The sequence below is a fragment of the Corynebacterium stercoris genome, assembly GCF_024160105.1.
Taxonomy (GTDB): domain Bacteria; phylum Actinomycetota; class Actinomycetes; order Mycobacteriales; family Mycobacteriaceae; genus Corynebacterium; species Corynebacterium stercoris.
The window spans coordinates 389,923-414,817 of record NZ_JAMFTQ010000001.1 but is presented as its reverse complement, the minus strand read 5'-3'; the positions used below and the strand labels follow the sequence as shown (position 1 = coordinate 414,817).

The 24,895-nt window shown below is 66.8% G+C and carries 28 protein-coding genes, 2 tRNA genes and 1 pseudogene; 24 read left to right on the top strand and 7 right to left on the bottom strand.

Translation table 11 applies throughout. The features are described 5' to 3' along the window. Window positions 1-25 precede the first annotated feature (25 nt). From M5J20_RS02085 to M5J20_RS02050, 8 genes are all read left to right on the top strand, one after another. Window positions 26-529, top strand: a complete 504-nt coding sequence (locus M5J20_RS02085) for a MauE/DoxX family redox-associated membrane protein (protein WP_367614844.1) — start codon at window positions 26-28, stop codon at window positions 527-529. Between the two features lie 43 nt (window positions 530-572). After that, window positions 573-1,310, top strand: a complete 738-nt coding sequence (locus M5J20_RS02080) for a DsbA family protein (RefSeq protein ID WP_253575828.1) — start codon at window positions 573-575, stop codon at window positions 1,308-1,310. Between the two features lie 72 nt (window positions 1,311-1,382). Then, a tRNA-Ala gene (locus M5J20_RS02075) sits at window positions 1,383-1,455 on the top strand. A 21-nt stretch (window positions 1,456-1,476) separates the two neighbouring features. Beyond that, window positions 1,477-1,552 (top strand) — tRNA-Ala (locus M5J20_RS02070). Beyond that, window positions 1,552-2,031: a methylated-DNA--[protein]-cysteine S-methyltransferase gene (locus tag M5J20_RS02065; protein WP_253575826.1), complete on the top strand. Its 480-nt coding sequence runs from the start codon at window positions 1,552-1,554 to the stop codon at window positions 2,029-2,031. Before M5J20_RS02070 ends, M5J20_RS02065 begins: the two co-directional genes overlap by 1 nt. After that, complete coding sequence (locus M5J20_RS02060) at window positions 2,024-2,785, top strand: fructosamine kinase family protein (protein WP_253575824.1); 762 nt, start codon at window positions 2,024-2,026, stop codon at window positions 2,783-2,785. The genes M5J20_RS02065 and M5J20_RS02060 overlap by 8 nt, the downstream gene beginning before the upstream one ends. Window positions 2,786-2,798: 13 nt before the next feature. Beyond that, window positions 2,799-3,161, top strand: coding sequence for a type II toxin-antitoxin system Phd/YefM family antitoxin (locus M5J20_RS02055; RefSeq protein ID WP_253575822.1), 363 nt, complete (start codon window positions 2,799-2,801; stop codon window positions 3,159-3,161). After that, window positions 3,161-3,562 (top strand): PIN domain-containing protein, encoded by a 402-nt coding sequence (locus tag M5J20_RS02050; protein WP_253575820.1) that lies wholly within the window; start codon window positions 3,161-3,163, stop codon window positions 3,560-3,562. Before M5J20_RS02055 ends, M5J20_RS02050 begins: the two co-directional genes overlap by 1 nt. A 3-nt stretch (window positions 3,563-3,565) precedes the next feature. Here M5J20_RS02050 and nadE read toward each other — a convergent pair whose 3' ends face one another. Then, window positions 3,566-4,390 carry an NAD(+) synthase gene (gene nadE, locus M5J20_RS02045; RefSeq protein WP_253575817.1) on the bottom strand — a complete coding sequence of 275 codons (825 nt, stop codon included), beginning with the start codon at window positions 4,388-4,390 and terminating at the stop codon, window positions 3,566-3,568. Between the two features lie 159 nt (window positions 4,391-4,549). Here nadE and ykgO point away from each other — a divergent pair, with 159 nt between their 5' ends. The 4 genes and pseudogenes from ykgO (at window position 4,550) to nrdE (ending at window position 7,961) form a co-directional block, all read left to right on the top strand. Further along, the gene (ykgO, locus tag M5J20_RS02040; RefSeq protein WP_012732041.1) at window positions 4,550-4,672 is read left to right on the top strand and encodes a type B 50S ribosomal protein L36; all 123 of its coding nucleotides are present in this window, start codon (window positions 4,550-4,552) and stop codon (window positions 4,670-4,672) included. Between the two features lie 288 nt (window positions 4,673-4,960). Further along, window positions 4,961-5,188, top strand: a complete 228-nt coding sequence (nrdH, locus tag M5J20_RS02035) for a glutaredoxin-like protein NrdH (protein WP_234947549.1) — start codon at window positions 4,961-4,963, stop codon at window positions 5,186-5,188. A 16-nt stretch (window positions 5,189-5,204) separates the two neighbouring features. Continuing rightward, a pseudogene (nrdI, locus tag M5J20_RS02030) lies at window positions 5,205-5,627 on the top strand (class Ib ribonucleoside-diphosphate reductase assembly flavoprotein NrdI); the annotation flags it as partial. Window positions 5,628-5,783: 156 nt separating this feature from the next. Next, window positions 5,784-7,961 (top strand): class 1b ribonucleoside-diphosphate reductase subunit alpha, encoded by a 2,178-nt coding sequence (gene nrdE, locus M5J20_RS02025; protein WP_253575814.1) that lies wholly within the window; start codon window positions 5,784-5,786, stop codon window positions 7,959-7,961. A 20-nt stretch (window positions 7,962-7,981) separates the two neighbouring features. On the opposite strand, the gene M5J20_RS02020 is transcribed toward nrdE, so the two are convergent. Further along, a complete protein-coding gene (locus M5J20_RS02020; protein ID WP_253575812.1) occupies window positions 7,982-8,695 on the bottom strand; it encodes a FadR/GntR family transcriptional regulator in 714 nt (237 codons plus the stop codon). A gap of 121 nt (window positions 8,696-8,816) precedes the next feature. Here M5J20_RS02020 and nrdF point away from each other — a divergent pair, with 121 nt between their 5' ends. Beyond that, window positions 8,817-9,809 carry a class 1b ribonucleoside-diphosphate reductase subunit beta gene (gene nrdF, locus M5J20_RS02015; protein ID WP_253575810.1) on the top strand — a complete coding sequence of 331 codons (993 nt, stop codon included), beginning with the start codon at window positions 8,817-8,819 and terminating at the stop codon, window positions 9,807-9,809. Here the strand turns inward: nrdF and M5J20_RS02010 are convergent. Beyond that, entirely contained in the window at window positions 9,806-10,918 is a 1,113-nt protein-coding gene (locus tag M5J20_RS02010; RefSeq protein ID WP_253575808.1) for an HNH endonuclease signature motif containing protein, read from the bottom strand. The genes nrdF and M5J20_RS02010 overlap by 4 nt on opposite strands. A 355-nt stretch (window positions 10,919-11,273) precedes the next feature. Between M5J20_RS02010 and ctaD the strand changes: the two genes are divergently transcribed. The 3 genes from ctaD to M5J20_RS01995 all read left to right on the top strand — a co-directional run bounded on the left by ctaD (window position 11,274) and on the right by M5J20_RS01995 (window position 15,101). After that, window positions 11,274-13,046, top strand: coding sequence for an aa3-type cytochrome oxidase subunit I (gene ctaD / locus M5J20_RS02005; RefSeq protein WP_253575806.1), 1,773 nt, complete (start codon window positions 11,274-11,276; stop codon window positions 13,044-13,046). Window positions 13,047-13,125: 79 nt separating this feature from the next. Beyond that, complete coding sequence (gene serB, locus M5J20_RS02000; RefSeq protein ID WP_253575804.1) at window positions 13,126-14,376, top strand: phosphoserine phosphatase SerB; 1,251 nt, start codon at window positions 13,126-13,128, stop codon at window positions 14,374-14,376. Continuing rightward, window positions 14,376-15,101: a peptidyl-tRNA hydrolase gene (locus M5J20_RS01995; protein ID WP_437177605.1), complete on the top strand. Its 726-nt coding sequence runs from the start codon at window positions 14,376-14,378 to the stop codon at window positions 15,099-15,101. The genes serB and M5J20_RS01995 overlap by 1 nt, the downstream gene beginning before the upstream one ends. Here the strand turns inward: M5J20_RS01995 and M5J20_RS01990 are convergent. Both M5J20_RS01990 and M5J20_RS01985 read right to left on the bottom strand, forming a co-directional pair. After that, a complete protein-coding gene (locus M5J20_RS01990) occupies window positions 15,098-17,062 on the bottom strand; it encodes an ATP-dependent DNA helicase (RefSeq protein WP_253575802.1) in 1,965 nt (654 codons plus the stop codon). The genes M5J20_RS01995 and M5J20_RS01990 overlap by 4 nt on opposite strands. Beyond that, window positions 17,063-18,424, bottom strand: a complete 1,362-nt coding sequence (locus tag M5J20_RS01985) for a nicotinate phosphoribosyltransferase (RefSeq protein WP_253575800.1) — start codon at window positions 18,422-18,424, stop codon at window positions 17,063-17,065. A gap of 73 nt (window positions 18,425-18,497) precedes the next feature. Between M5J20_RS01985 and clpS the strand changes: the two genes are divergently transcribed. The 8 genes from clpS (at window position 18,498) to rdgB (ending at window position 24,077) form a co-directional block, all read left to right on the top strand. After that, window positions 18,498-18,785 carry an ATP-dependent Clp protease adapter ClpS gene (gene clpS / locus M5J20_RS01980; protein WP_253575885.1) on the top strand — a complete coding sequence of 96 codons (288 nt, stop codon included), beginning with the start codon at window positions 18,498-18,500 and terminating at the stop codon, window positions 18,783-18,785. Between the two features lie 10 nt (window positions 18,786-18,795). Further along, entirely contained in the window at window positions 18,796-19,335 is a 540-nt protein-coding gene (locus M5J20_RS01975) for a DUF2017 domain-containing protein (protein WP_253575798.1), read from the top strand. Window positions 19,336-19,345: 10 nt separating this feature from the next. Next, window positions 19,346-20,302, top strand: a complete 957-nt coding sequence (locus M5J20_RS01970) for a P1 family peptidase (RefSeq protein ID WP_253575796.1) — start codon at window positions 19,346-19,348, stop codon at window positions 20,300-20,302. Between the two features lie 153 nt (window positions 20,303-20,455). Beyond that, window positions 20,456-21,106, top strand: coding sequence for a rhomboid family intramembrane serine protease (locus tag M5J20_RS01965; protein WP_253575883.1), 651 nt, complete (start codon window positions 20,456-20,458; stop codon window positions 21,104-21,106). 5 nt (window positions 21,107-21,111) lie between these two features. After that, window positions 21,112-21,906: a glutamate racemase gene (gene murI / locus M5J20_RS01960; RefSeq protein WP_253575794.1), complete on the top strand. Its 795-nt coding sequence runs from the start codon at window positions 21,112-21,114 to the stop codon at window positions 21,904-21,906. A 46-nt stretch (window positions 21,907-21,952) separates the two neighbouring features. Beyond that, on the top strand, window positions 21,953-22,723 hold the full coding sequence (locus tag M5J20_RS01955; RefSeq protein ID WP_253575792.1) for an MBL fold metallo-hydrolase: 771 nt from the start codon (window positions 21,953-21,955) through the stop codon (window positions 22,721-22,723). Window positions 22,724-22,737: 14 nt separating this feature from the next. Next, entirely contained in the window at window positions 22,738-23,469 is a 732-nt protein-coding gene (rph, locus tag M5J20_RS01950) for a ribonuclease PH (RefSeq protein ID WP_253575790.1), read from the top strand. Then, window positions 23,466-24,077: an RdgB/HAM1 family non-canonical purine NTP pyrophosphatase gene (gene rdgB, locus M5J20_RS01945; protein WP_253575788.1), complete on the top strand. Its 612-nt coding sequence runs from the start codon at window positions 23,466-23,468 to the stop codon at window positions 24,075-24,077. The genes rph and rdgB overlap by 4 nt, the downstream gene beginning before the upstream one ends. Here the strand turns inward: rdgB and M5J20_RS01940 are convergent. Beyond that, entirely contained in the window at window positions 24,074-24,463 is a 390-nt protein-coding gene (locus M5J20_RS01940) for a DUF3817 domain-containing protein (protein ID WP_253575787.1), read from the bottom strand. The genes rdgB and M5J20_RS01940 overlap by 4 nt on opposite strands. Beyond that, window positions 24,460-24,891, bottom strand: coding sequence for a hypothetical protein (locus M5J20_RS01935; protein ID WP_253575785.1), 432 nt, complete (start codon window positions 24,889-24,891; stop codon window positions 24,460-24,462). The genes M5J20_RS01940 and M5J20_RS01935 overlap by 4 nt, the downstream gene beginning before the upstream one ends. Between the last annotated feature and the right edge of the window lie 4 nt (window positions 24,892-24,895).

Sequence of the window (24,895 nt, the reverse complement as noted above, 5' to 3'; positions counted from 1 at the left end):
CCGCGCATGCACTAGGGTCGAACGAGTGAGCTCTACAACGGTGCTGCGCAGCGCAAACGAGGCGCCCGAGGCGCGCGGCGGAATCGATCTGGTGCTGGACATCGCGTCCGCAGCGGCCCGATTCGGCCTCGCGTTCATGTGGATTTACTCGGGCTACACCAAACTGGGCGCGCACCTGGACGTGACCAAGTCCATTGAGGCGTACGAGATCTTCACGCCCTACTGGTCAGACCTCCTCGCGCGGGTGATCGGACCTCTGGAGATCGCCGGCGGCCTGTTGCTCCTGCTCGGCATCAAGCTGCGCTGGGCCGGCGGGGTGAGCATCGCCGTGCTGGCGGCGTTCATCGTGGGGCTCTACAGCGCCTACAGCCGCGGGCTGACGATCGACTGCGGCTGCTTCAACCCCGGCGGGTCCGGCGACGCGCAACCCGGCGAGCTCCTGCGGGCGATCGTGCGCGATTTCGGTCTGATCGCCGTGACGGCGTTCATGATGTGGCGCCCGTTTAGAAAGTACGCGCTCTACCCCTAAGCTTTTAAGCTGGCAACCCAACTGGACGTCAAGGAGACGAAACGTGACCACCCGTAAGGTGCAGAACCCGAACAGCAAGGGCAGTTCTGCGTTTATCTGGGCCGTGCTCGCCGTAGTGGCAATCGCCGCGCTGGTGATTGGCTTGATTGTGTACAACGGCCGCAACGACCAGAAGGCCGCGATGGAGGCGGAGTTGATCTCCATGGACGGCATCGAGGTGACGTGGTCCGAGGGCGACGACGTGATTCGTCTTGCAGCCCCGAACGCGAAGGACGCGAACGAGGCCGCCCTGTTCGAGGACTTCTCCTGCTCCTACTGCGCTCAGTACTACGAGGCCACTGAGGAGGACATGCTCGACCGCATCAAGGCGGGCGAGATCGCCATCGACCTGCGCCCCATGGTCTTCCTGGACCGCGGCAACGTGGGCCACTCCACCAAGACTCTCGCCGCGGTGCTGGCACTGCTGGCCAACGGCGACACCGACGCTGCGTTCACCCTGCGCGACTACCTGATGCGCAACCAGCAGCAGGTGTACAACAACGTCGACGAGACCAAGCTGGCTGAGCTGGCGAAGGGCTACGGCGCGTCGAACGCCGCCCAGCAGGACATCCGCGACGCGAAATACCTCAACGCCGCGATGGAAATGAGCGCCGACAACTCCAAGCTCCAGCAGGATCTCGGCGGCGAGGTGTGGACCCCGCGCGTGGTCGTCGACGGCAAGGATCTTTACGACGACGGCAACCTGACCGAGAACTGGCCGGCCGATCTGGCTGCACGATAGGGGATTTGGTCGGCAGACCACCCGCCGGTATATTGAGCGGAGTTGTTTTCCCGCCGGGAACACTCCCTCTGAGGGGCTATGGCGCAGCTGGTAGCGCACCACACTGGCAGTGTGGGGGTCACGGGTTCGAATCCCGTTAGCTCCACTTTTTAACAGAATACGCTTTGGGGCTATGGCGCAGCTGGTAGCGCACCACACTGGCAGTGTGGGGGTCACGGGTTCGAATCCCGTTAGCTCCACCATGTTGGACACGGCGACGTACCACGTGCACACCTGCGAGGTGGGCGAGGTCATGAGCGTGTCTACCCCGCGCGGGCTGGCTCGAATCGAGCTGGATCCCGCGCGTTTTGCGTTGTGGGCGGCGGGGGCTTGCGAGGGGGATGAGGGGAGCGTCGGCACGCAATTGCGGGAGTACTTCGCGGGTGAGCGCCGGGCGTTCGAGCTGGCGCTGGACTGGGGTATGCGCGAGGGGTTTCGGCTGCGTGCCCAGCAGGCGCTGCTGGCGGTGCCGTACGGTGAGACGGCGACGTACGCGCAGCTCGCGGCGCTCGCAGGCAACGCGCGCGCAGTGCGGGCGGCCGGGACCGCGTGCGCGACGAATCCCCTGCCGATCGTGGTGCCCTGCCACCGCATCGTGCGCGCCGACGGTTCGCTGGGTAATTACGCTGGGGGCATTGCGATGAAGCGCTTTCTGCTCGATTTGGAGGCACAGCATGGGTGAGACATTTGTGAAGCGGGGCACGGGCCCACAAGCAGCCGCCGCGGAAGCTGCGGGGTTGCGGTGGCTGCGCGAGGGCTCCGCCGCGGTCGTTGAGGTGCTTTCGCTTGACGACGCTGCAAACACCCTCACCATCGAACACGTCGCCACCACGCGCCCCAGCCGGGCCGCAGCCCGCGTCGCGGGCGCAGAACTGGCCGCCATCCACGCACTGGGTGCCGAGGCGTTCGGGGCCCCGCCCGCCGGGTGGGATGGCCAGAACTACATCGGGCGCGCGCCGCAAGATTGCGTGCCGACGCCGCGGTGGGCCGAGTTCTACGTCGGCCAGCGGGTGCTGCCATTTGCCGAGAAGGCGGCTGCGGTGGGGAATCTGAGCGCCGGCGGGCTCGAGACGGTGCGCCGCGCCTGCGACGCGCTGCTGTCGGAGGACGAGGACGCCCCGCTCGCCCGCATCCACGGCGACTTGTGGTCCGGCAACCTGCTCTTCGGCGTCGACGGCCCGCGTTTCATCGACCCGGCCGCCCACGGCGGCCACCCGCTCACCGACATTGCGATGCTGGAGCTGTTCGGCGCGCCCTACTTCGAGGACATCGTCTCGGGATACCTCGACGCCGGCGGCGACTTGGGGGCGGGGAACTGGCGGGCGCGCATTCCCATCCATCAGCTACATCCGCTGGCCGTGCACGCCTACACGCACGGGCCGAGCTACGGTTCGGCGCTTGTGCGCGCTGCGGAGGCCTCGCTCGAGGCGTTGTAGTACAACGTAATACATGTCTGAGGTTGAGAAAGCGCTGTCCGCGGTGCTTGAGGGGCGTGAAGTGTCGATGCGCGAGCTCAACCAGCAAACGCGCAGCGTTATCGACCGGGTTGCGAAGGCGGGGGAGACAGTGACGATCACAGACCGCGGGAATCCGATCGCAGTTATCAGGCCGGTGGGCCAGAAGACGGGCATCGACCGGCTGGAGGCACTCGGCCTCATCGCGCGGCGGGCCGACCCGGCCCCGTTCGACTGGGAGGCGTTCCATGAGTCGCTGCCTCCGATGCGCGACTTGGGCATGAGCCTCGCGGACTACCTGGAGGAAGAGCGCGGCGACCACAGGATTGACGAAGCGATTGCGCGGGCCGACACGTGATGGTCTCGCCTCACATCGCGTACGTGGACACCTCGGTGCTGCTCGCCACCTTCGGCGAGGAGGAGTTTACAGCGTGGGCGCTGGACCTCCTGCCCCATTACCAGCAACTCAGCTCGGCGATCACGGAGGTGGAGCTGGCGCGCTACGCGCACCGCCGCGGGATGGAGCTTCGCCACGTCGATGAGGTGGCGCGGAGGTTGTCACTCATCTCGGTGAACGACTGGGTTATTTCGCAGGCGAAGTTGCTAGCTGGCGAAGTGAAAACCCTGGGCGCGATCCAGATCGCCTCCTGGCTGCAGGTGCTAAGTTCCGGGCTCGATTGCCCGTTCATCACGGCCGATAAGAAACAGGCCGTCGCCGCGGCGCGCGTCGGCGCCCCGGTGCTCCACCCGTTTGGGTAACCGCTAGCGCCACCAGGTCTCGGCCGGGCCGGGCGGGAGGTGGCGCTTGTGCTGGCCGACGCGCCAGAGGTGCTCCAGCCGCTCCCGCGCCGCGTCGGGCACGTCCTTGCCCTCGAGGTAGTCGTCGATCTCCGCGTAGGTGATGCCGAGAGCCTCCTCGTCCGGCAGCGCCGGGCGGTCCTCTTCCAAATCCGCGGTGGGAATCTTCTCCCACAACCGCGGGGTGGCGCCCAGGTGCTCGAGCATTTGCGCGCCCTGGCGCTTGTTCAGCCCGGCGAGCGGCACGAGGTCGGCGGCGCCGTCGCCGAACTTGGTGAAGAATCCGGTGACGTTCTCCGCGGCGTGATCCGTGCCGATGACGAGCAGCCCCCGCTCCCCGGCGATCGCGTACTGCGCCACCATGCGCAGCCGCGCCTTCACGTTGCCCTTGTTGAAGTCGCCGAGCTTCTCCAGCCCCAGCGCCGCCGCGACGGCCCCATCCACGGCGTCGGTGGCGGGCTTGATGTCCACCGTCACCGTCTCGTCCGGCTGGATGAACTTGAGCGCCAGCTGCGCGTCATCCTCGTCCGCCTGCACTCCGTGCGGCAGGCGCACCGCGACGAACTGCGCGTCCCCGCCCTGGACACGACGCTTCTCGACGGCCATTTGCGCCAGCCGCCCAGCCAACGTCGAGTCCTGGCCGCCGGAAATCCCCAGGACGAACCCCTTCGCGCGGGAGGCTTCGAGGTAGTCGACGAGGAAATCCACGCGGGCATCGACCTCCGCGGCCGGGTCGATCGATGGGCGCACTGCCAGGGCGTTTCTGATCTGGTCCTGCATGGCAGCCATGGTAGCTGTGGTGGGGGAACTTCGGCGTCGGCAAGCGAAAAAGCCCAAATGCGCAGGTTTGGAGCCTGCGCGGGCGGCGTGTAGTATGTACCGACGTGTCGCGACCCGGCGGTTTGCCGCGTGTCGCTTGAGATTAAACCGAGTAGAAAGGAGCGCCCGATGAAGGTCCGCAAGTCGCTTCGGTCGCTGAAGAACAAGCCGGGCGCCCAGGTTGTGCGCCGCCACGGCAAGGTGTTTGTGATCAACAAGAAGGATCCGCGCTTCAAGGCCCGCCAGGGCTAGTCGCCGCGTCCGGCGTCACCCGCCCGGGATGGTTCAGTGATGGCCATCCGGGCGGGTTTTCGTTTTCTTAGCAACATTTAATGCCATTGATGTAAGCCGTTTCGCGTGGTGATGGACTACATGTAGGTAATTCCCCCCCGGTATCCTGCAATTACACTGGTGTAACTACTACATATAGTATTGGTTGCCGAAAAATTACCCAAGGTATAGTGTCTCTGGTGTGCAACGGGGGAGATACCCCACACCCGCGTAGTGAGCCGTTATAGAACCAGAGAGGCGACAAGGATCATGTCCATCACCGTTTACACCAAGCCGGCGTGCCAGCAGTGCCGCGCAACCACCCGCGCCCTGGACAAGGCTGGCCTGGAGTACAACCTCGTCGACATCTCCCTGGATGACAGCGCCCGCGACTACGTCATGGCGCTCGGCCACCTGCAGGCACCGGTTGTCGAGGTGGACGGCGAGCACTGGTCCGGCTTCCGCCCGGACCGCATCCGCGGCCTCGCCGCAGCGTAACCCCCGGCGGTTCGCAATGCTGGTCGTCTACTTTTCTTCCGCGACCGAGAACACCAAACGGTTCGTGGAGAAAGTCGGCCTCCCCGCCAAACGCATCCCGCTCAAGCGCGGCGACGCGGACCTGGTAGTCGATGAACCCTACGTGCTGATCTGCCCGACGTACGGGGGAGGGGCGTCGATCTCCAACAACCACGCGCGTCCCGTCCCGCCGCAAGTGATTCGTTTTTTGAACAACGAGCACAACCGCGGCCTGATCCGGGGCGTGATCGCGGCCGGCAACTCCAACTTCGGGGCAGACTACTGTCGCGCCGGCGACGTGATCGCCCGCAAATGCGGCGTGCCCTACCTCTACCGCTTTGAGCTGATGGGCTGCGCCGAGGATGTCGCCCGGGTGCGCAGCCAGCTCGTTGAGCAGGCTGAACGCCTCGGTCTGCGGCCCGCCACGGGCGCGGCACTCGTCGCAGCTCCCCCCGATCTCGCCGAGCAGGAGGCTGCTCAGCGCCTCGCCCGGCTGCGCGCCAAGTACCCTCGCACTCGAACACGCACCAACGCAACCGTCTAGCTCGCCCTCTTTTCTGTCGAAAGGCCCACACCCGTGTCCACCACCACGCCCGCAACCGCCCACGGCCGCAGCGTCCCGGAGCCCGCAACCGAGGCCGCGCAGCTTGACTACCACGCGCTCAACGCGCTGCTGAACCTGTACGACGCCGACGGCAACATCCAGTTCGACAAGGACCGCGAGGCCGCGAACCAGTTCTTCCTGCAGCACGTCAATCAGAACACCGTCTACTTCCACGACCTGGAAGAGAAGATGAACTACCTGATTGAGAACAAGTACTACGAGCCGGGCGTGATCGAGCAGTACGACTGGGACTTCGTGAAGTCCACGTTCAAGCGCGCGTACAGCTACAAGTTCCGCTTCAAGTCCTTCCTGGGCGCGTACAAGTACTACACCTCCTACACGCTGAAGACTTTCGACGGCCGCCGCTACCTCGAGCGCTTCGAGGACCGCGTGTCCATGACGGCTTTGTTCCTGGCGTCGGGCGACGAGGCGCTCGCCACCGCGCTTGTCGACGAAATCATGACCGGCCGCTTCCAACCCGCCACCCCGACGTTCCTCAACGCCGGCAAGGCGCAGCGCGGCGAGCTCGTGTCCTGCTTCCTCCTGCGCATCGAGGACAACATGGAGTCCATCGGCCGCGCGATCAACTCCTCGCTGCAGCTGTCCAAGCGCGGCGGCGGCGTGGCGCTGTTGCTCAGCAACATCCGCGAGTCGGGTGCGCCGATCAAGCACATCGAGAACCAGTCGTCGGGAGTCATTCCCGTGATGAAGCTTCTGGAGGACTCGTTCTCCTACGCCAACCAGCTCGGCGCGCGCCAGGGCGCGGGCGCGGTGTACCTCAACGCGCACCACCCGGACATCATGCGTTTCCTGGATACGAAGCGCGAGAACGCGGACGAGAAGATCCGCATCAAGACGCTGTCTTTGGGCGTTGTCATCCCGGACATCACGTTCGAACTGGCGAAGCGCAACGACGACATGTACCTGTTCTCCCCGTACGACGTCGAGCGCATCTACGGCAAGCCGTTCGCCGACATCTCCATCACCGAGAAGTACGAGGAGATGGTGGAGGACCCGCGCATCCGCAAGACCAAGATCAAGGCGCGCCAGTTCTTCCAGACCATCGCCGAGATCCAGTTCGAGTCCGGCTACCCGTACATCATGTTCGAGGACACGGCGAACCGCGCGAACCCGGTCAAGACCGGCCGCATCAACATGTCGAACCTCTGCTCGGAGATTCTGCAGGTCAACTCGCCTTCCGTGCTTAACGACGATCTCAGCTACGACGTCATCGGCCACGACATCTCCTGCAACTTGGGCTCGCTGAACATCGCGATGGCGATGGACTCGGACGATTTCTCCCGCACCGTCGAGACGGCCATCCGCGGGCTGACGGCGGTGGCGGACCGCACGTCGATCGACTCGGTGCCGTCGGTACGCGAAGGCAACGACGCGTCGCACGCGATCGGCCTCGGCCAGATGAACTTGCACGGCTACCTCGGCCGCGAGCACATCGAGTACGGATCCGAGGAGGGCCTCGACTTCACCAACGCGTATTTCGCGGCCGTGATGTACGAGTGCATCCGCGCGTCCCACAAGATCGCGGTTGAGAAGGGCGAGGCGTTCGCGGACTTCGCCGAGTCCGAGTACGCGACGGGCGAGTTCTTCGACCGCTACGACCCAGCCGACTTCCAGCCGCGCACGGAGAAGGTGAAGGCGCTGTTCGAGGCGTCGGACATCGCGGTGCCGACGGCGGAGGAGTGGGCGCAGCTGAAGGCCGACGTCGCGCGCGACGGCATCTACAACCGCTACCTGCAGGCGGTGCCGCCGACCGGATCGATCTCTTACATCAACAACTCCACCTCGTCGATCCACCCGATCGCCTCCAAGATTGAGATCCGCAAGGAAGGCAAGATCGGCCGCGTCTACTACCCGGCGCCGCACATGGACAACGAGAACCTGGAGTACTTCAAGGACGCCTACGACATCGGCTACGAGAAGATCATCGACACCTACGCGGAGGCGACGAAGTACGTCGACCAGGGCCTGTCGCTGACCTTGTTCTTCAAGGACACCGTGACCACGCGCGACATCAACAAAGCGCAGATCTACGCCTGGCGCAAGGGCGTGAAGACGCTGTACTACATCCGCCTCCGCCAGATGGCGCTCGAGGGCACCGAGGTCGAGGGCTGCGTCTCCTGCATGCTCTAAGCTGGGGCGCCCGCCGCGCGCTAGTTGTCCATGAAGGCGTCGACGTCCAGCAGCAACTTGCGCGACGTGCTTTCCGACGCCTGGAAATCGCCGCGCGCGATGGCCTCAACCAGGTCGACGTGGAGGCGCATCGCTTCCATCTCGGGCGCGTCGGGCATGATGCCGTAGCGGGTGCGGCCCTCCAGCAGGTCCATGATCGGCTCGGCGAGCGCAGCGAACATCTCGTTGCCGGACGCGCTGAGCAGCAGGGTGTGGAACTCCTTGTCGATCTCCAGGAATTCGTCGCTGTTGCCGGCGCCCTGCTCGGACAGTTCCATGAGGCGCGCGGCGAGGTACTCGAGGCGCTGGATCTGCTCCTGCGTCGCGTGCTCGGCGGCGAGGCCGGCCGCGACCGGCTCGACGGCGGTGCGCAGGCTTGCCAGCGACTCAATTTGGGCCGGGCGCTGCGCCTCACTGGCCAGGCGCCACGCGATCACGGAGCGGTCGAACACCGCCCAATGCTCGGCGGGGAGCACGCGGATGCCCACGCGGCGCGACGACGACACGAAGCCCAGCTGCTCCAGCGCGCGCATTGCCTCGCGCGCGACAGTTCTCGAGATGCCGAAGCGGTCCGAGAGTTCTTGCAGGGTGAACGTGTGCCCCTCGGGCATGACGCCGGAAACGATTTCCTCGCCGAGCTTGTCCAGTACGGACGCGAGCAGCGGTTCGGTCGACGATTCTCGAGCGGTTGCCATGATTCCTCCGTCGCAAAGCACGTGCAAATCTAGTATGACCATCGTAATAAATGGGGTGGAGGGGGTTGGCATTGAGGCGGGGGAAGGGTGGCGTCGAAAAGCGTGGCCTAGGATTGGCGCCATGAGCCACGCGGACTACGAGGATTACGTCGACTCCCACCCGGAGCCGATGAAGGCGATCAACTGGAACACCATCCCCGACGATAAGGACCAGGAAGTCTGGGACCGTCTCACCGGCAACTTCTGGCTGCCGGAGAAAATCCCGGTGTCCAACGACATCCCGAGCTGGAACACCCTCAACGAGGCGGAGCAGCTGTCCACCATGCGCGTGTTCGCGAACCTGACGCTGCTGGACACGCTGCAGGGCACCGTCGGCGCGGTGTCGCTCATTCCCGACGCTCGCACGCAGCACGAGGAGGCGGTGTACACCAACATCGCGTTCATGGAGTCCGTGCACGCGAAGAGCTACTCCAACATCTATATGACGCTCGCGTCGACGCCGCAGATCAACGACGCGTTCCGCTGGACCGAAGAAAACGCTGAGGTGCAGCGCAAGGCGAAGATCATCGAGAGCTTCTACTGCGGCGACGACCCGCTGAAGCGCAAGATCGCGTCCGTGATGCTGGAGTCCTTCCTCTTCTACTCCGGTTTTTACCTGCCGCTGAACTGGTCCGTGCACTCCAAGCTGACGAACACGGCCGACATCATCCGCCTGATCATCCGCGACGAGGCCGTGCACGGCTACTACATCGGCTACAAGTACCAGGTGGGGCTTCGCGACGAATCCGAGGAGCGCCGCGAGGAACTCAAGGAGCACGCCTTCGACCTGCTCTACGACCTCTACGACAACGAGATCCAGTACACCGAGGACATCTACGATCCGCTCGGCTGGACCGAGGACGTCAAGCGCTTCCTGCGTTACAACGCGAACAAGGCGCTGAACAACCTCGGCTACGAGGGCCTGTTCCCGGCCGACGAGACGCGCGTGTCGCCGGCGATCCTCGCCTCGCTCGCGCCGAACGCCGACGAGAACCACGACTTCTTCTCCGGCTCCGGCTCCTCCTACGTCATCGGCAAGGCCGAGGACACGCAGGACGACGACTGGGACTTCTAGGCTTTCGCCCCCTGCTTTTCGACGGTTGCTTCAAACAGTGTCGCCATCGCCCCGTAAGGGTGCAGCGAGTTGGGGACGAGGTAGCCGCGGGGTGACTGCCATACGGGCTGGCCGTCGACAGTGGTGATGCGGCCGCGGCGAGTGGTTTCTGGGTCGTCGTCGTTGGTGCCGTTGTGGTAGCTGCACAGCGGTGCCAGGTTTTCGAGGTTGGTCTCCCCGCCGTGCTTCCAGGCCTGGATGTGGTGGATTTCGCAGTTATCGGCGGCGTGGCGGCAACCGGGCACAGGGCAGATCGGCGTGGTGGCGCGCGCGAGGTCGCGCTGCTTCTGATTGGCGAAACGCTCGGTGCGGTACAGATTGACGGGCCCCTCCTGCGGGTGGAAGAGCGCGGCCTCGAGGTGGTTGTCGGTGGTGGCGGTGAATTTGGTGAGGAAGTCGGCACCGCTGATGGTGGTGCCGTCGGTAAGCCCGAGCGTGACATCGTTGCCGGTGCCGCGGTGAATGCTGACCCAGGCGTCGAGGGGGATGAGTAGTAGCGGGCGGGGCGCGGCGCTGGGGACGCCGCCTCCGCTGTGTTTGCCTCTGATGAGGTCGATGAAGCGGGTCAGCATGTGTTTGGCCATCTGCACCCCGCGTTCATGTTTTTGACGGAGGTAGTGCTCGAGGTCGGCGAGGATGCGTTCGTCGCAGGTCACGGTCATGCGGCGCTTCCCGCTGCGGGAGGGGCTGAACGTGATTCGGTCCTCCGCAGGTTTAGGGGCCGCCTTAGGGATAAGGGTCTTGAGCTTGTCGGCGACATGCTTGTAGCGGCCCGCGATCGCGAGCGCGGCAAGGCGCAGCTTGTCCCTCGTCCGACGGCTCGTGATGGGTTTGAGGCGGCGCTCGATCATGGCGAGCGTGTCAAGGGAGATTTTGCCGCGGCACGCCGCCTCATACGCGAGGCGTTGCTTTTGCGGAGACGTAGTCGGCCCGAAGTAGACCTTGTGCAACACCTCCCAGTCTTTCACCCGGGCGGGTGCAATCCCGGCGTCTAAGGCGAGGTCTTTATCAAAGTCCCGAAGGACATCGACCTCCCGCTGTTGGTGGATGAAACTTGCAAATGAATCCATGCCACGCACGCTAAGTTCCGTACCGAATACCGTCAACCGAAAAAGACGAACTGTGGATAAGTTTGGTACGATCAATTTAGGTTATCCACAGGGGGCCCGCGGCGCATAGTTGTAACCGGGAAAGGGTGGGGCGAAAGGCGCGGTGCCTACCCCGTACGGGTGCAGGGGACGGACGTCGAAAAGCACTGCTCTGAGTGTGATTCGCGGCCACTTCGTGTGCATACGTCCCATTTGGCGGGCCCGGGGGATAGACTCCACTCTGTAACTGGCCTGTGATGGCTGGTAATTCGATGAACCGGTCATCTATGATGACTCGGTATTAATAAGGCTTTCGTGCACTTGTCAGGAGGATCGCATGACCGCTGTGGCGCCTAGGCTGGACAACTACGTCCCGCCAACTCGTCCGGAACCCACGGGTAATGCCCGTCGCGGCTCCAAGATCTACAAGCAGATCACCACGACCGACCACAAAGAACTGGGCATCATGTACATCATCATGTCCTTCGTCTGGTTCTTCGTCGGCGGTCTGATGGCGCTGCTCATCCGCGCTGAGCTGTTCAGCCCGGGTCTGCAGTTCCTGTCCAACGAGCAGTTCAACCAGCTGTTCACCATGCACGGCACCGTGATGCTGCTTGCGTTCGGTACCCCGATTGTGTGGGGCTTTGCCAACTACGTCCTGCCGCTGCAGATCGGTGCGCCGGACGTGGCCTTCCCGCGTCTGAACGCGTTCGGTTTCTGGATCACCACCGTCGGCGTTGTGGCGATGCTCGCGGGCTTCATCACCCCGGGCGGCGCGGCCGACTTTGGCTGGACCATGTACATGCCGCTTGCCGACGCAACCCACACCCCGTCCGTGTCCGCGAACCTGTGGATCGTCGGCGTGGGCGCGACCGGTGTGGGCACCGTGGCTTCCGCCATCAACATGCTCACCACCGTGCTGACCATGCGCGCCCCGGGCATGACCATGTTCCGCCTCCCGGTATTCACCTGGACCGTCTTCGTGACCTCCATCATCGCGCTGATGATCTTCCCGCTGCTGCTCGCCGCGGCTCTCGGCGTGCTGTACGACCGCCTGCTGGGCGCCCACATCTACGACACCGCCAACGGCGGCGCGATCCTGTGGCAGCACCTGTTCTGGTTCTTCGGCCACCCCGAGGTGTACGTCTTGGCACTGCCGTTCTTCGGCATTATCTCCGAGATCATCCCGGTGTTCTCCCGCAAGCCGATCTTCGGCTACATCGGCCTGGTCTTCGCAACCCTGGCCATCGCCGGCCTGTCCATGGCCGTGTGGGCACACCACATGTTCGCCACCGGCGCCATCCTGCTGCCGTTCTTCTCCTTCATGACCTTCCTGATCGCGGTTCCGACCGGCGTGAAGTTCTTCAACTGGGTCGGCACCATGTGGAACGGCCGCATCACCTTCGACAGCCCGATGATGTGGGTCATGGGCTTCCTGTTCACCTTCCTCTTCGGCGGCCTGACCGGCATCATGCTGGCTGCTCCGCCGCTGGACTTCCACCTGCACGACTCCTACTTCGTGGTCGCGCACTTCCACTACACCCTGTTCGGCACCGTGGTGTTCTCCGCCATCGCCGGCGTCCACTTCTGGTTCCCGAAGATGACCGGCCGCATGCTGGACGAGCGCCTCGCCAAGATCTCCTTCTGGCTGGTGTTCATCGGCTTCAACATGACCTTCCTGATTCAGCACTGGCTGGGCAACATGGGTATGCCGCGCCGCTACGCCGACTACCTGGACACCGACGGCTTCACCCTCCTGAACCAGGTCTCCACGGTTGGTGCGTTCATCCTGGGTATCGGCATGCTGCCGTTCATCTGGAACGTGTTCAAGTCCTGGCGCTACGGCGAGATCGTCACCGTCGACGATCCGTGGGGCTACGGCAACTCCCTCGAGTGGGCAACCTCCTGCCCGCCGCCGCGCCACAACTTCACCTCCCTGCCGCGTATCCGCTCCGAGCGCCCGGCGTTCGAGCTGCACTACCCGCACATGGTGGAGACCCTGCGCCGCGAGGCGCACACCGGCCACAGCGACGACACTCCGGCCACCTGGAAGGGTGCGACCCACGAGTTCGACAACGTCGACGGCCCGAACGCTTCCACCGCGAAGTAACACCAGGCGCCTCCTGACAGCCTGACGGCACCAAACCCCCACCACACGGTGGGGGTTTTGCTGTGTTATGGTTCACCGCATGCCCGCCATGGAGGTTGAACTGCAAGAAGGCCTGCGACCGGCCGTCATCACCACGTCCGGACCGGACCGCCCAGGCGTCTCCGCGGCGTTCTTCACCGCGCTCGCCCGCCACGAAGTGCAGTTGCTCGACGTGGAGCAGACCAACTTCCGTGGCCGCCTCATGCTCGCGGCGCTGATCGGCATGGAGCCGCAGGCGTTGAGTGACCTGGAGCGCGACTTGCGCGTGGGGCTGTGGGAGTTCGGCCAGCGCGTGACCATCGAGACGAGTGCGGATACGGCGTCGGTGTCGCGCCCGAGCTCGACGCACGTGGTGGTGGCGCTCGGCAACCCGGTGACGGCGGCGGCGGTGTCGAAGCTGGGCGCCACGCTGGCGTCGTACGGGGCGAACATCAACGTGATCCGCGGCATCGCGCAGTACCCGGTGACGGGTCTGGAGTTCCGCATCACTATCCCGAACTACACGCCGGGCGACGGGCAGGAGATCCGCAAGTCGCTCGCCGAGCTGTCCGCCGAGCTAGGCATCGACCTTGCGATGGAGCACGCGGGTCTACACCGCCGCGCGAAGCGCTTGGTGTGCTTCGACTGCGACTCGACGCTCATCACAGGCGAGGTCATCGAGATGCTCGCCGCACACGCCGGCAAGGAGGCCGAGGTCGCCGAGGTGACGGAGCGCGCCATGCGCGGCGAGCTGGACTTCGAGGAGTCCCTGCGCGAACGCGTGAAGGCGCTGGAGGGCCTTGACGCGTCGGTGATTGACGCCGTCGCCCAGGACATCGAGCTCACCCCGGGCGCGCGAACGACGATCCGCACGCTGAACTCCATGGGGTATCGCACCGCGGTGGTCTCCGGCGGCTTCATCCAGGTCCTCGAAGGGCTGGCGGAGGAGCTGGAACTGGATTACGTGCGCGCGAACACGCTGGAGATCGTGGACGGGAAGTTGACGGGGCGCGTGACTGGTCCGATCGTCGATAGGCAGGCGAAGGCCGAGTTCCTCGCGGAGTTCGCCGCGGACTCGGGCCTGACCATGAACCAGACGGTGGCGGTCGGCGACGGCGCGAACGACATCGACATGCTCTCCCGCGCGGGCCTGGGCATTGCGTTCAACGCGAAGCCGGCGCTGAAGGAGGTCGCGGACGCGTCGGTGAACCACCCCTTCCTCGACGAGGTGCTGTACATCCTCGGCATTCCGCGCGAGGAGATCGACCACGCGAACCGCAGCGCGGGCATCGACGGCCGCGTGCCGCTGTAGTGGACGCATTCGCATCCGCCCACGCGCTGCTCGCCGAGCTGGTGGAGCGCGATTACCGCCAGCGCAGCGAGGACCCGTCCGACCCGGCGACGGTGCAGGCGATGCAGCTTGCGATGAACCTGCCGAAGCAGGATCCGCCGCCGCGCAACCGCGTGCTGGTCGAGGCCGCGCAGGCTGTCGTCGCGGTCTGCCTCGACGAGCGCGCCGGCGCGGACGGCTTCTGGCGCGAGCGCCTCGCCGGCTGGTATTCGCACCGCATCCGCAAGGTCGCGCGCCGCGCCCGCAACAAAGCGTGGGACGACGTCCAGGCCCTGCCCGGCGTCACGGTCGGCGGCGTGCGCGCGTTTGTGCCGTCGGCGGTGGGCGACGTGCCCCACGCGATCTCGAAACTGCAGATCAAGGGCACCGAGCTTGACGACGATCATTCGAGCCAACCCCTCGACCCGTCCCAGCCCACCATCCTGGTCGATGCGTCGCTGGGGATGACGCTGGGCAAGGCGGCGGCGCAGGTGGGGCACGCGTCGATGCTGTACGCGGCGAACCTCGACGTGGATGCGGCGCGCGAGTGGGCGGCGAGCGGGTTCGCGCTGAACGTGCGCGAGGTGGGCGCCGACGAGTTCGCGGACGCGGCCCGCCGCCCGGGCGCGGTGCCGGTGCGCGACGCCGGCTACACGGAGGTCGCGCCCGGCTCAATCACCGTCGTGGCGCTGCCGCCGGAGACTTAAGTAGCCACCAGGCGGCGCAGCGCGGCCCGCACGACCTCCGGGTCGGTGGTGGGCCAGAAATCCAGGAGGGATTTGCGCAGGTAGGCGCCGTAACGTTTCGTCGTTAAGCGATTGTCCAGGACCGCGATGACGCCGCGGTCCTCCACCGAGCGCAACAAGCGCCCCGTGCCCTGGGCGAGCAGCAACGCGGCGTGGGTGGCGCTGACCTCCATGAACCCGGAGCGGCCTGCGGCGTCGGCGGCTTTGGCGCGTGCCTGGGGCAGTGGGTCGTCGGGGCGGGGGAATGGGATGCGGTCGATAAGCACGAGCGAGCACGCGCTGCCCGGCACGTCCACGCCCTGCCACAGGGTGAGCGTGCCGAAGAGGCAGGAGTTCTCGTGCTTGGCGAACTTCTCCACGAGCGCGCCGGTGGTGTCCTCGCCCTGGAGGTAGATGTCGAAGGGCAGGCGCTCGCGCATCGCTTCGGCGGCTTGCTCGGCGGCGCGGCGCGAGGAGAAGAGGCCGAGGGTGCGCCCGCCGGCGGCGGTGATGAGCTCGGCCATCTCGTCCAGCGTGGCGTCGGCAATGCCCTCGCGGCCGGGCGTGGGCAGGTGCGCTGCGGTGTAGAGGATGCCGCTCTTGCGCGGGTTGAAGGGGGTGCCGGCGTCGAGCGAGTCCCAGGAGCCGGCGGGCAGGCCCCAGTTCGCGGCCATCGCGTTGAAGTTGCCGCCGACGGCGAGGGTGGCGGAGGTGAGGACCACGGTGGCGTCGTCGAAAAGCGTCTCGTGCAGGATGCCCGCCACGGACAGGGGCGCGACCGCCACCGAGTCGCCGAAGCGGTCGCTGCGGTCCAGCCACACGACGTCGGCGTGCTGGGCGGGGTCGTCCTCGTCGAAGACGGCGAGGATGCGCACGATGGCGTCGTGTAGGTCGCCGAGGTGGTTGCGCAGGTTGGTGCGCTCGGCGAAGGTCTCGGGGTCGTTGTCGGCCTCGCCTTCGGGGGCGTCGGCAATCGCGGTGCGGGCGCTCCAGAGTGCGTCGCGCAAGCCGGCGAAGGCGCCGCGCGCCGGCTCGGAGATGCGCTCCCAGCGCCCGGGCGGCTCGAGGTCGAGCACCGCGGTGAAGTCGTCGATGACGTCTTCCAGCGCGCCTTTCTTGGCGCCGAGCTTCTCCGCGCGGCGCGCCGCCATGGTCAGCGAGCGCTTCGAGATGCCGTTGGTGGCCACCGAGGTGACTCGTCCGTCGAGCTCGTGGGCCTCGTCGACGATCACCGCGTCGTGCGGCGGCAGCACGTCCACGTCGGAGAGGGCGTCGATGGCGAGCAGCGCGTGGTTGGTCACCACCACGTCCACGTGCTGCGCCTCCTCGCGGGCGAGCTGCGCGAAGCACTCAGCGCCGTGCGGGCAGCGCGCGGCGCCGAGGCACTCGCGTGACGAGGTGGACACGTGCGCCCACACGGCATCGGGCACGCCGGGGGTGAGGTCGTCGCGGTCGCCGGTTTCGGTTTCCTGCGCCCACTCGGCGACGCGCTTGATGTGGCGGCCCATCCAGGAAAGGTCCTCTTCCTCGATGAGCGCTTCCGGCACTTGCTCGTCGACGGCGAGTTTGTGCAGGCAGACGTAGTTGTTGCGCCCTTTGAGGATGGCGAACGTAGGGCGGCGCTCCATGTGCGGGGCGAGCGCGTCGGCGAGGCGCGGCAGGTCGCGCTCCACCAGCTGGCGCTGCAGCGCGACGGTCGCGGTGGACACCACCACCGTGGTGCCGGTGGTTTGCGCGTGCAGCATTGCCGGCACGAGGTACGCCAGCGACTTGCCGGTGCCGGTGCCGGCCTGCACCGCGAGGTGCCGCTCGCCGGCGAGCGCCCGCGCGACGGCCTGCGCCATGGCCACCTGGCCCGGGCGCGGGGCACCGCCGATCGCCTCGACGGCTGCGGTCAGCAGGTCCTCGACGCTCGGGTGGAGGGGCTCGTCTTGGGCCGCCACTTATTCCGCGGGCTCGGGGAAGCCGACGAACTGGGTGGGGATGGCAACCTCGCCGCGCGAGAGCGCCAGGCCCTCCCACGGCAGCGTCTCGCGCGCTTGGCGGTGCAGCTCGCGCGCATCCTCGAGGTCGAACGGCGCGTCGACGATCTCGCCGCCGCGGATCATCGGCACGGTGAGCTTGCGGTATTCCAGGTTCGGCTTTTGCGCGATGTCCGCGCCCTCCGGGTGCACGACCTCGGCCACGGCGACACCGGACGCGCGGTACGCACGGTAGGCACTCTTCGCGCCGCCGTACGTGGCTTTGCCGGAGCTCCGCTTTGCGACGGCGTGTCCCTCCACCTCAACAAGCTTGTACACCAGACCGGCCGTCGGGGCGCCGGAGCCGGTGACCACCGAGGTGCCGACACCGAAGCCGTCGACCGGGTCGCCGCGCAGGCCGGCGATGGCGAATTCGTCCAGGTCGGAGGAGACGATGATACGGGTGTTGAACGCGCCCGCCTCGTCGAGCTGGTGGCGCACGCGCCGCGACATGATGCCGAGGTCGCCGGAGTCGATGCGCACGGCGCCGAGCTCGGTGCCGGCGACCTCGAGGGCGTTCTCCACGCCCCTAGAGATGTCGAAGGTGTCCACGAGCAGGGTGGTGTCCTTGCCGGCAGCGTCGATCTGCGCCTGGAAGGCGGCGCGCTCGTCGGGCTTGCCGTTCTCGTCGACGTGTAGGAGCGTCCACGCGTGCGCGGCGGTGCCGGAGGCGGGGATGCCGTAGCGCAGGGAGGCCTCCATATTGGAGGTGGCGTCGAAGCCCGCGATGTAGGTGGCGCGCGCGGCGGTGACGGCGGCCTGCTCGTGGGTGCGGCGCGAGCCCATCTCGATGATCGGCTTGCCGTCGGCCGCCGACACCATGCGCGACGCGGCGGAGGCGACGGCGGAATCGGAGTTCAGGATCGACAGAATCACCGTCTCCAGGATCACACACTCCGCAAAGGTGCCGTGCACCGTCAGGATCGGGGAGAAGGGGAAGTAGAGGTCGCCCTCGCGGTATCCGTCGACATCGCCGGAGAAGCGGTAGTTGCGCAGGTACTCTTTCGCTTCGTCGGAAAGAAAGTCCGCCGAGGCGATCTGCTCCTCGGTGAAGCGGAAGTTCGAAATCGCGTCGATGACGCGGGCGGTGCCGGCGACCACTCCGTAGCGGCGCTCCGCGGGCAGGCGACGCGTGAACACCTCGAACGCGCACTTCCGGTGCGCGGTGCCGTCCCGCAGGGCAGCGTCGAGCATCGTCAGCTCGTACATGTCGGTGAGAAACGCGGTGGAGTCGTGGCAAGCGTGCGTACGCGCATCGCTCACGCGGGAGGGAGTGTCGTTCATGCTGCCCAAGGATAGCCCCCGCAGCTCGGGTAAGGTGGTGCGCATGCAGTGTGAGGCGCGAATGGGCTCGCCGATGGCGTCGCCCGAGTTGGACGAGGCGATCGAGGTCGACATTGCCACGGCCGAGAACCTGCCTTGGATGTGCATCGTGTGGGACGACCCGGTCAACCTCATGAGCTACGTCAGCTATGTGTTCCAGACGGTGCTGGGCTACGACCGCAAGCGCGCGAACGAGCTGATGATGCAGGTGCACACCGAGGGCAAAGCCGTCGTTTCCTCCGGCGAGAAGGACAAGGTTGAGGGCGACGTGAAGAAGCTGCACACCGCCGGCCTGTGGGCGACGATGCAGCAGGCGGGCTAGGGGGCACGCGATGCAGGAATGGCGCCGCAAGAAAGGCCTGATGCGCTCGGGCGTGAAGTTTTCCACCCGGTTCGACCCGCTCGAGCGGGAGCTGATCGGGGATCTCACGGCGACGGTGTCGGAGGCGCTGATCGCCCGCGCGCAGTCCGCCCCGCGCGATGATTTCGCCGAGATGCTGGGCGTGTCCACCGGCCACACGGAGGCGCCGGCGGATCCGAAGCTCGCGCGCCTGCTGCCGGATTTCGAGCGGGAGGGCGACGAGGAGTTCGACGGGGACAACGGCCTGCTGCGCTCCCTGCACGAGAACGACATTATTAAGGCCAAGCTGATGAACTTGCAGGTGGTCAACGAGAAGCTGGGGCCGACCGGCGGCGTCGACGTGAGCATCGACGAGGCGGAGGCGCACCAATTCCTCGCCGCGCTCAACGACATGCGCCTGTTCGTCTCCGAGGAGCGCGCGGGCGGCGAGCAGGCTGAGCAGCAGCGCGCGGTGCTCATGGACTGGCTCGCGGCGTGCCAGGACTCCCTGCTCCAGGCACTCATGGATTAGGAGGAGCTTCGTGCTTAACGACGGCTGGGGGCTGCGCGTCGGCCACACCTCACTCGGCGATACCGGGGTGACCGCCCTGGTTGCGGACGACCCGCAAGGCATGGTCGCGGCGGTGGACGTGCGTGGCGGCGGGCCCGGCACGCGCGAGACTGATCTTCTGGAGCCGCACAACACGGTCGAGCGGGTGAACGCGATCCTGTTGTGCGGCGGCTCGGCGTTCGGGCTCGCGGCGGCTGACGGGGCAATGCGCGAGCTGGAGCGCCGCGGGGTGGGCTTCAAGGTGTTCGGGGATCAGCTGCCGGGCGGGCCGATCGTGCCGATTGTGCCGGCGGCCGTGATCTTCGACCTCGCCGTCGGTGACCCGTCGCACCGCCCCGGTCCCGCCGACGGTGCCGCGGCGGTGGCGGATGCGTTTGCGAATGAGGGGGAGGAGCAGGCGTCGTCAAGCGTGGGTGTCGGCTGCGGGGCGACGGCGGGCGTGCTGCGCGGCGGGTTTGGCTCGGCGCACGCGCACGTGGGGGAGTACACGGTGGCCGCGTATGTGGCGGCGAACCCGGTGGGCAGTGTCGTGGACCCGCGCACGGGGCTGCTGTACGGCGACCCTTCGTGGCCCGCGGTGGACGTGGAGGCGTTCCGGAAGCTGAAGCGCCCGGTGCCGCGGCTGAACACGACGATTGGCGTGATCGCCACCGACGCGCCGCTGACCAAGGCGCAGATGAAGCGCCTCGCCATCACCGGGCACGACGGGATCGCTCGCGCGGTGGTGCCGGCGCACTCGCCGCTCGACGGGGATACGTTGTTTGCTGTGTCGGTCGGGGAGGACGCGGGGCGGGGGATTCCGGACGTCGGCACGCTCACTGCCCTCGGCGCGGCGGCCGCGGGCGTGGTGCAGGCCGCGATCGTGGATGCCGTGGTCAACGCGGTGGGCGACCTCGGTGTCACCGCGTGGCGCGACATGGCCCGCTAAGCTTTATCGGCGATGACGAATAACCAGCACCACACCCCGCCCGGCTGGGGCTACGGCGAGACCGGGCAGCCCGGCTACGGCAAGCCTTTCCAGCGACCGTTCTCGCACCCGGAGACGCAGCAGCCAGCGTTCGGCGCGTACCCGCCGACGGGTATGCCGCCGGCGCAGCGGCCGGTGAAGCAGCCGTCGAAACGCGTGCGGCAGCGCAACACGGGCCTGCGCTTCGCGGTGGGCTACGTGATTGTGATCTGGGCTGTGTACCTGGTCAACCTGATTGCGTTCGGCGGGAACCTGCTCTACCTGGGCATTCACCCGCTGGAGCTGTCGGGCCTGCCGTTCATTTTCACCTCGCCGCTGCTGCACGGCAGCCTGGAGCACATCATCTCCAACACGATCCCGGGCGCGATCTTCGCGTTCCTGGTCGGCTACTCCGGCAAGCGCGTGTTCTGGGAGGTCACCGCGTTTGTGGTGATTGTCGGCGGGTTGGGCACGTGGGTGTTCGGCGGGATCGGCACGAACCACATCGGCGCGTCCGGGCTGGTCTACGGCTGGCTGGCGTACCTGCTGGTGCGCGGCTTTTTTAACCGCTCCGGCTCGCAGATCACGCTGGGGCTCACCCTCGGCTTCTTCTACTCCGGTCTGATCTGGGGCGTGCTGCCCGGCACCCCGGGCGTGAGCTGGCAGGCGCACCTCTTCGGCGCGGTCGGCGGGGTGATCGCGGCGATGATCATTACTTCCGACGATCCGCCCGAGCTCGCCGCCAAGCGCGAGGCGAAGCAGGCGAACAAGCAGCTCAGGCGGTAAGCGGCGTGGACAACAACGCGCCGATCGGGCTGTTCGACTCCGGCGTCGGGGGCTTGACCGTCGCCCGCGCGGTGATGGACCAGCTGCCGAATGAGTCGCTGATTTACATCGGCGACACCGCGAACGCGCCGTACGGGCCGCGGCCGATCGCGCAGGTGCGCGAGTTTGCGCAGCGCATCGGCGACGAGCTTGTGGAGCGCGGCTGCAAGATGCTGGTCATCGCATGCAACACGGCGACGTCCGCGTTCTTGCATGACGCGCGCGAGCGCTACGACATTCCCGTCGTCGAGGTGATCCAGCCGGCGGTGCGCCGCGCGATGGCTACCACGCGCAACGGCAAGATCGGCGTGATCGGCACGGTGGGCACGATCGGTTCCGGCGCGTACCAGGACCTGTTTTCCCTGCACCCGGATATTGAGGTGCACGCGGCGGCGTGCCCGGCATTCGTGGAGTTCGTGGAGCGCGGCATCACGTCCGGGCGCCAGATCCTGGGCGTGACGCAGGGCTACCTCGAGCCGCTGCAGGCCGCCGGGGTGGACACGCTGGTGCTGGGCTGCACGCACTACCCGCTGCTCTCCGGCGTGATCCAGCTGGCGATGGGGGACCACGTCACGCTGGTCAACTCCGCGGAGGAGACGTCGAAGGACGTGCTGCGCATCCTCACCGAGACTGACATGCTTGCCGACGACGGCCACACCCCCACCCGCGTGTTCGAGTGCACGGGCGACCCGGAGCTCTTCGACAAGCTTGCGGAACGCATCATCGGCCCGCGGGTCCACGCGGTGGGGTCACATATTTGACGCATAGCGTTCGTGTTGGGGGCCAATCCGTGGCACAGTGTGTTGCATGAAGCTCACCATCCTCGGATGCTCGGGCAGCCTCGGCTCGCCATGCAACCCCGGATCGTCGTACGTGGTGTCCACGGAGGGCAACCCCGACGTGGTCATGGACCTCGGCCCCGGCGCGCTGGCGGCGATGCAGGAACGGTTCAACCCCTCCGAGGCCCACGTGGTATTCAGCCACCTGCATGCGGATCACTGCTCGGACGCCGCGTCACTTCTGGTGTGGCGCCGCTACCACCCGCACGCGCCGGCGCGCAGCCGCAACCGGATGCTGGGCCCGTCGTACACGCCGGAGCACCTGGGCCGGCTCGGCTCGGACGGGCCGGACGACATCAACGACATTTCGGACACGTTCGAGTTCGCTCCGTGGGTATCCGGTGAGCCGGTGGCGTTCGAGGGCGTGACCATCACCCCGTTCCCAGTCGTGCACCCGGCGGCGGAGTCCCACGCGCTGCGCGTGCAGGACAACACGACCGGTCGCGTGCTCACGTACTCGGGAGACACCGGGTTCACGCAGGGGCTTATCGACGCCAGCACCAACGCCGATCTCCTCCTCTGCGAGGCCGCGTGGGGTCCGTACCCGGACGGCCAGCCGGAGGGGATGCACTTGACGGGCGCTGAGGCGGGCGTTGTGGCGCGGGAAGCGGGCGTCGGCACGCTTGTGCTCGTGCACATCCAACCGTGGAGCGACGCGGAGGCGACGCTGGCCGCGGCGAAGACCGAGTTCGACGGGGAGGTAGTGCTGGGCCGCGCAGGCGCAGTGTTTGAGGTGTAGCTACCCTGGGCTGCATGACTGAGATGTTCCAGCGCGTCGATGGGCGCGCGTTCGACGAGATGCGCCCCGTGCGCATCACCCGCGGTTTCACCTCCAACCCGGCGGGCAGCGTGCTCGTGGAGTTCGGGCAGACGCGCGTGATGTGCACCGCCACCGTGGAGGAGGGCGTGCCGCGCTTCAAGAAGGATTCCGGCGAGGGCTGGCTGACGGCGGAGTACGCGATGCTGCCGTCCGCGACGCACGAGCGCATGCCGCGCGAGTCCATGAAGGGCAAGGTCAAGGGCCGCACGCACGAGATTTCGCGCCTGGTGGGCCGCAGTCTGCGCGCCGCGGTGGATCTCACGCAGCTCGGCGAGAACACGATTCAGCTCGACTGCGACGTGCTGCAGGCCGACGGCGGCACCCGCACCGCGTCGATCACCGGCGCGTACGTGGCGCTGGCGGATGCGATCGCGGTACTCAAGGAGCGCGGCGTGGTGCCGGGTGAGCCGCTGCTCGCGCCGGTGGCGGCGGTGTCGGCGGGCATCGTCGACGGGCACGTGTGCCTGGACCTGCCGTACGTCGAGGATTCCCGCGCGGAGGTGGACCTCAACGTGGTGATGCAGGAGGGCGGCAACTTCGTCGAGATCCAGGGCACCGGCGAGCACGGCCTCTTCGGCCGCGACGAGCTCGCCGCCATGCTGGACGTCGCCGAGAAGGGCTGCGCCGAGCTCATCGCCGCGCAGAAGGCGGCGCTGGGCCTGTGAAGCTGCTCGTCGCCTCCGGCAATCCGAAGAAGCTGCGCGAATTAGAGCACGTGCTTGCCGACGTCGGGATTGCCGGCGTCGAGCTCCTCTCCCTCGCCGATGTCGCCTCCTACCCCGAGCCGGCGGAGACCGGCCTCACGTTCGCCGAAAACGCGCTGATCAAGGCGCGCGCGGGTGCGGAGGCCACTGGGCTGGCATGCGTGGCCGACGATTCCGGCCTGACCGTCGAGGCGCTGAACGGGATGCCGGGTGTGCTCTCGGCGCGCTGGTCGGGCGCCCACGGCGACGACGAGGCGAACAACCGCCTGCTCCTCGCCCAGATGGCTGACATCGAGCACCGGGCGGCGGCGTTTGTGTCGTACTGCGCGCTGGTGGTGCCGTCGGCAAGCGGGGAGTTCAAGGAAGTGACCGCGGAGGGGCGCTGGGAAGGCCGTCTGCTGCGGACCCCGCGCGGGGAGAACGGCTTCGGCTACGACCCGCTATTTGAACCGCTGGACGCCGGCGGGCGCTCCTCGGCCGAGCTCACAGCGGAGGAGAAGAACGCGCGCTCCCACCGCGGGGCGGCGTTGCGCCAGCTCGCGCCCGCGATCGCGGAGCTTGCGCGCTAGAGCTGGAACGTGGCGGTCACTTCCTTGCGGCGCTGGGCCTCCACCACAAACGACAGGAACGGAATCACGCCGGAGATGGCGGTGACTACCCACGTCATCGCCGGCCAGCGGGCCTTCAGGCCGAGGTTCAGCGACGTCATCAGAAACGCGATGAACGCGAGACCGTGCACGCGGGCCACCCACGCGAGGGCGGAGACGTCCATGTTGAAGCCGTACTCCATCACCATGCGCGCCACCAGGAGCAGCAGCAGGACACCCGTGATCCATGCGGCGACTGAGAACATCCGCAGAGCGCTGCGGACGCGACGCTGCCGCTCCGGGTGGATGCGCGGCGCGCCGGGCTGGCCTGCAGTGGCGGCGGTGGTGGGGTGCTGCGGCTGGGTCATGGTTGCTGGCCTTTCTCGCGCTGGCGGCGCGGGGTCAGGATCTCGTTGTACGTTTCCACGTCGATGTGGGGGCGTTCGGGCAGAAAGCTTTCGTCGATACGCGTGATCTGCCCCGAATCGCCGTAACGCGCGAGGTCGGCCTCGTACATGTCAGCCATGGCCTCGCCGGAGTTGATCGCGTCGATCTTCTCGTTCTCCATTTTGATGCCCATCCGGTAGGCGTAGACGAAGAAGGCGCCGAAGAACGGCCACTGCAGCGCGTACCCCAAGTTCTGGAACGTGCCGGTGCCCGATTGGTAGCGCTCCCACTGCCAATTCGCCAGCAGCAGGCACGTGATCACGGCCGCGATCAGCAACAGGATGTGCCACGCGCGCACTTTGACGCGGTTGCGCTTCGGGGCGTTTGCCTGGTCCACCTGCTCACTCACAGTG

Bases quoted from the DNA above. Each gene is read 5' to 3' on its own strand.
- M5J20_RS02065 (WP_253575826.1), top strand. From the start codon at position 1,552: ATGTTGGACACGGCGACGTACCACGTGCACACCTGCGAGGTGGGCGAG.
- M5J20_RS02060 (WP_253575824.1), top strand. From the start codon at position 2,024: ATGGGTGAGACATTTGTGAAGCGGGGCACGGGCCCACAAGCAGCCGCC.
- M5J20_RS02055 (WP_253575822.1), top strand. From the start codon at position 2,799: ATGTCTGAGGTTGAGAAAGCGCTGTCCGCGGTGCTTGAGGGGCGTGAA.
- M5J20_RS02050 (WP_253575820.1), top strand. From the start codon at position 3,161: ATGGTCTCGCCTCACATCGCGTACGTGGACACCTCGGTGCTGCTCGCC.
- nadE (WP_253575817.1), bottom strand. From the start codon at position 4,390: ATGGCTGCCATGCAGGACCAGATCAGAAACGCCCTGGCAGTGCGCCCA.
- ykgO (WP_012732041.1), top strand. From the start codon at position 4,550: ATGAAGGTCCGCAAGTCGCTTCGGTCGCTGAAGAACAAGCCGGGCGCC.
- nrdH (WP_234947549.1), top strand. From the start codon at position 4,961: ATGTCCATCACCGTTTACACCAAGCCGGCGTGCCAGCAGTGCCGCGCA.
- M5J20_RS02020 (WP_253575812.1), bottom strand. From the start codon at position 8,695: ATGGCAACCGCTCGAGAATCGTCGACCGAACCGCTGCTCGCGTCCGTA.
- nrdF (WP_253575810.1), top strand. From the start codon at position 8,817: ATGAGCCACGCGGACTACGAGGATTACGTCGACTCCCACCCGGAGCCG.
- M5J20_RS02010 (WP_253575808.1), bottom strand. From the start codon at position 10,918: ATGGATTCATTTGCAAGTTTCATCCACCAACAGCGGGAGGTCGATGTC.
- ctaD (WP_253575806.1), top strand. From the start codon at position 11,274: ATGACCGCTGTGGCGCCTAGGCTGGACAACTACGTCCCGCCAACTCGT.
- serB (WP_253575804.1), top strand. From the start codon at position 13,126: ATGCCCGCCATGGAGGTTGAACTGCAAGAAGGCCTGCGACCGGCCGTC.
- M5J20_RS01985 (WP_253575800.1), bottom strand. From the start codon at position 18,424: ATGAACGACACTCCCTCCCGCGTGAGCGATGCGCGTACGCACGCTTGC.
- clpS (WP_253575885.1), top strand. From the start codon at position 18,498: ATGGCGTCGCCCGAGTTGGACGAGGCGATCGAGGTCGACATTGCCACG.
- M5J20_RS01975 (WP_253575798.1), top strand. From the start codon at position 18,796: ATGCAGGAATGGCGCCGCAAGAAAGGCCTGATGCGCTCGGGCGTGAAG.
- M5J20_RS01965 (WP_253575883.1), top strand. From the start codon at position 20,456: ATGCCGCCGGCGCAGCGGCCGGTGAAGCAGCCGTCGAAACGCGTGCGG.
- M5J20_RS01955 (WP_253575792.1), top strand. From the start codon at position 21,953: ATGAAGCTCACCATCCTCGGATGCTCGGGCAGCCTCGGCTCGCCATGC.
- rph (WP_253575790.1), top strand. From the start codon at position 22,738: ATGACTGAGATGTTCCAGCGCGTCGATGGGCGCGCGTTCGACGAGATG.
- M5J20_RS01940 (WP_253575787.1), bottom strand. From the start codon at position 24,463: ATGACCCAGCCGCAGCACCCCACCACCGCCGCCACTGCAGGCCAGCCC.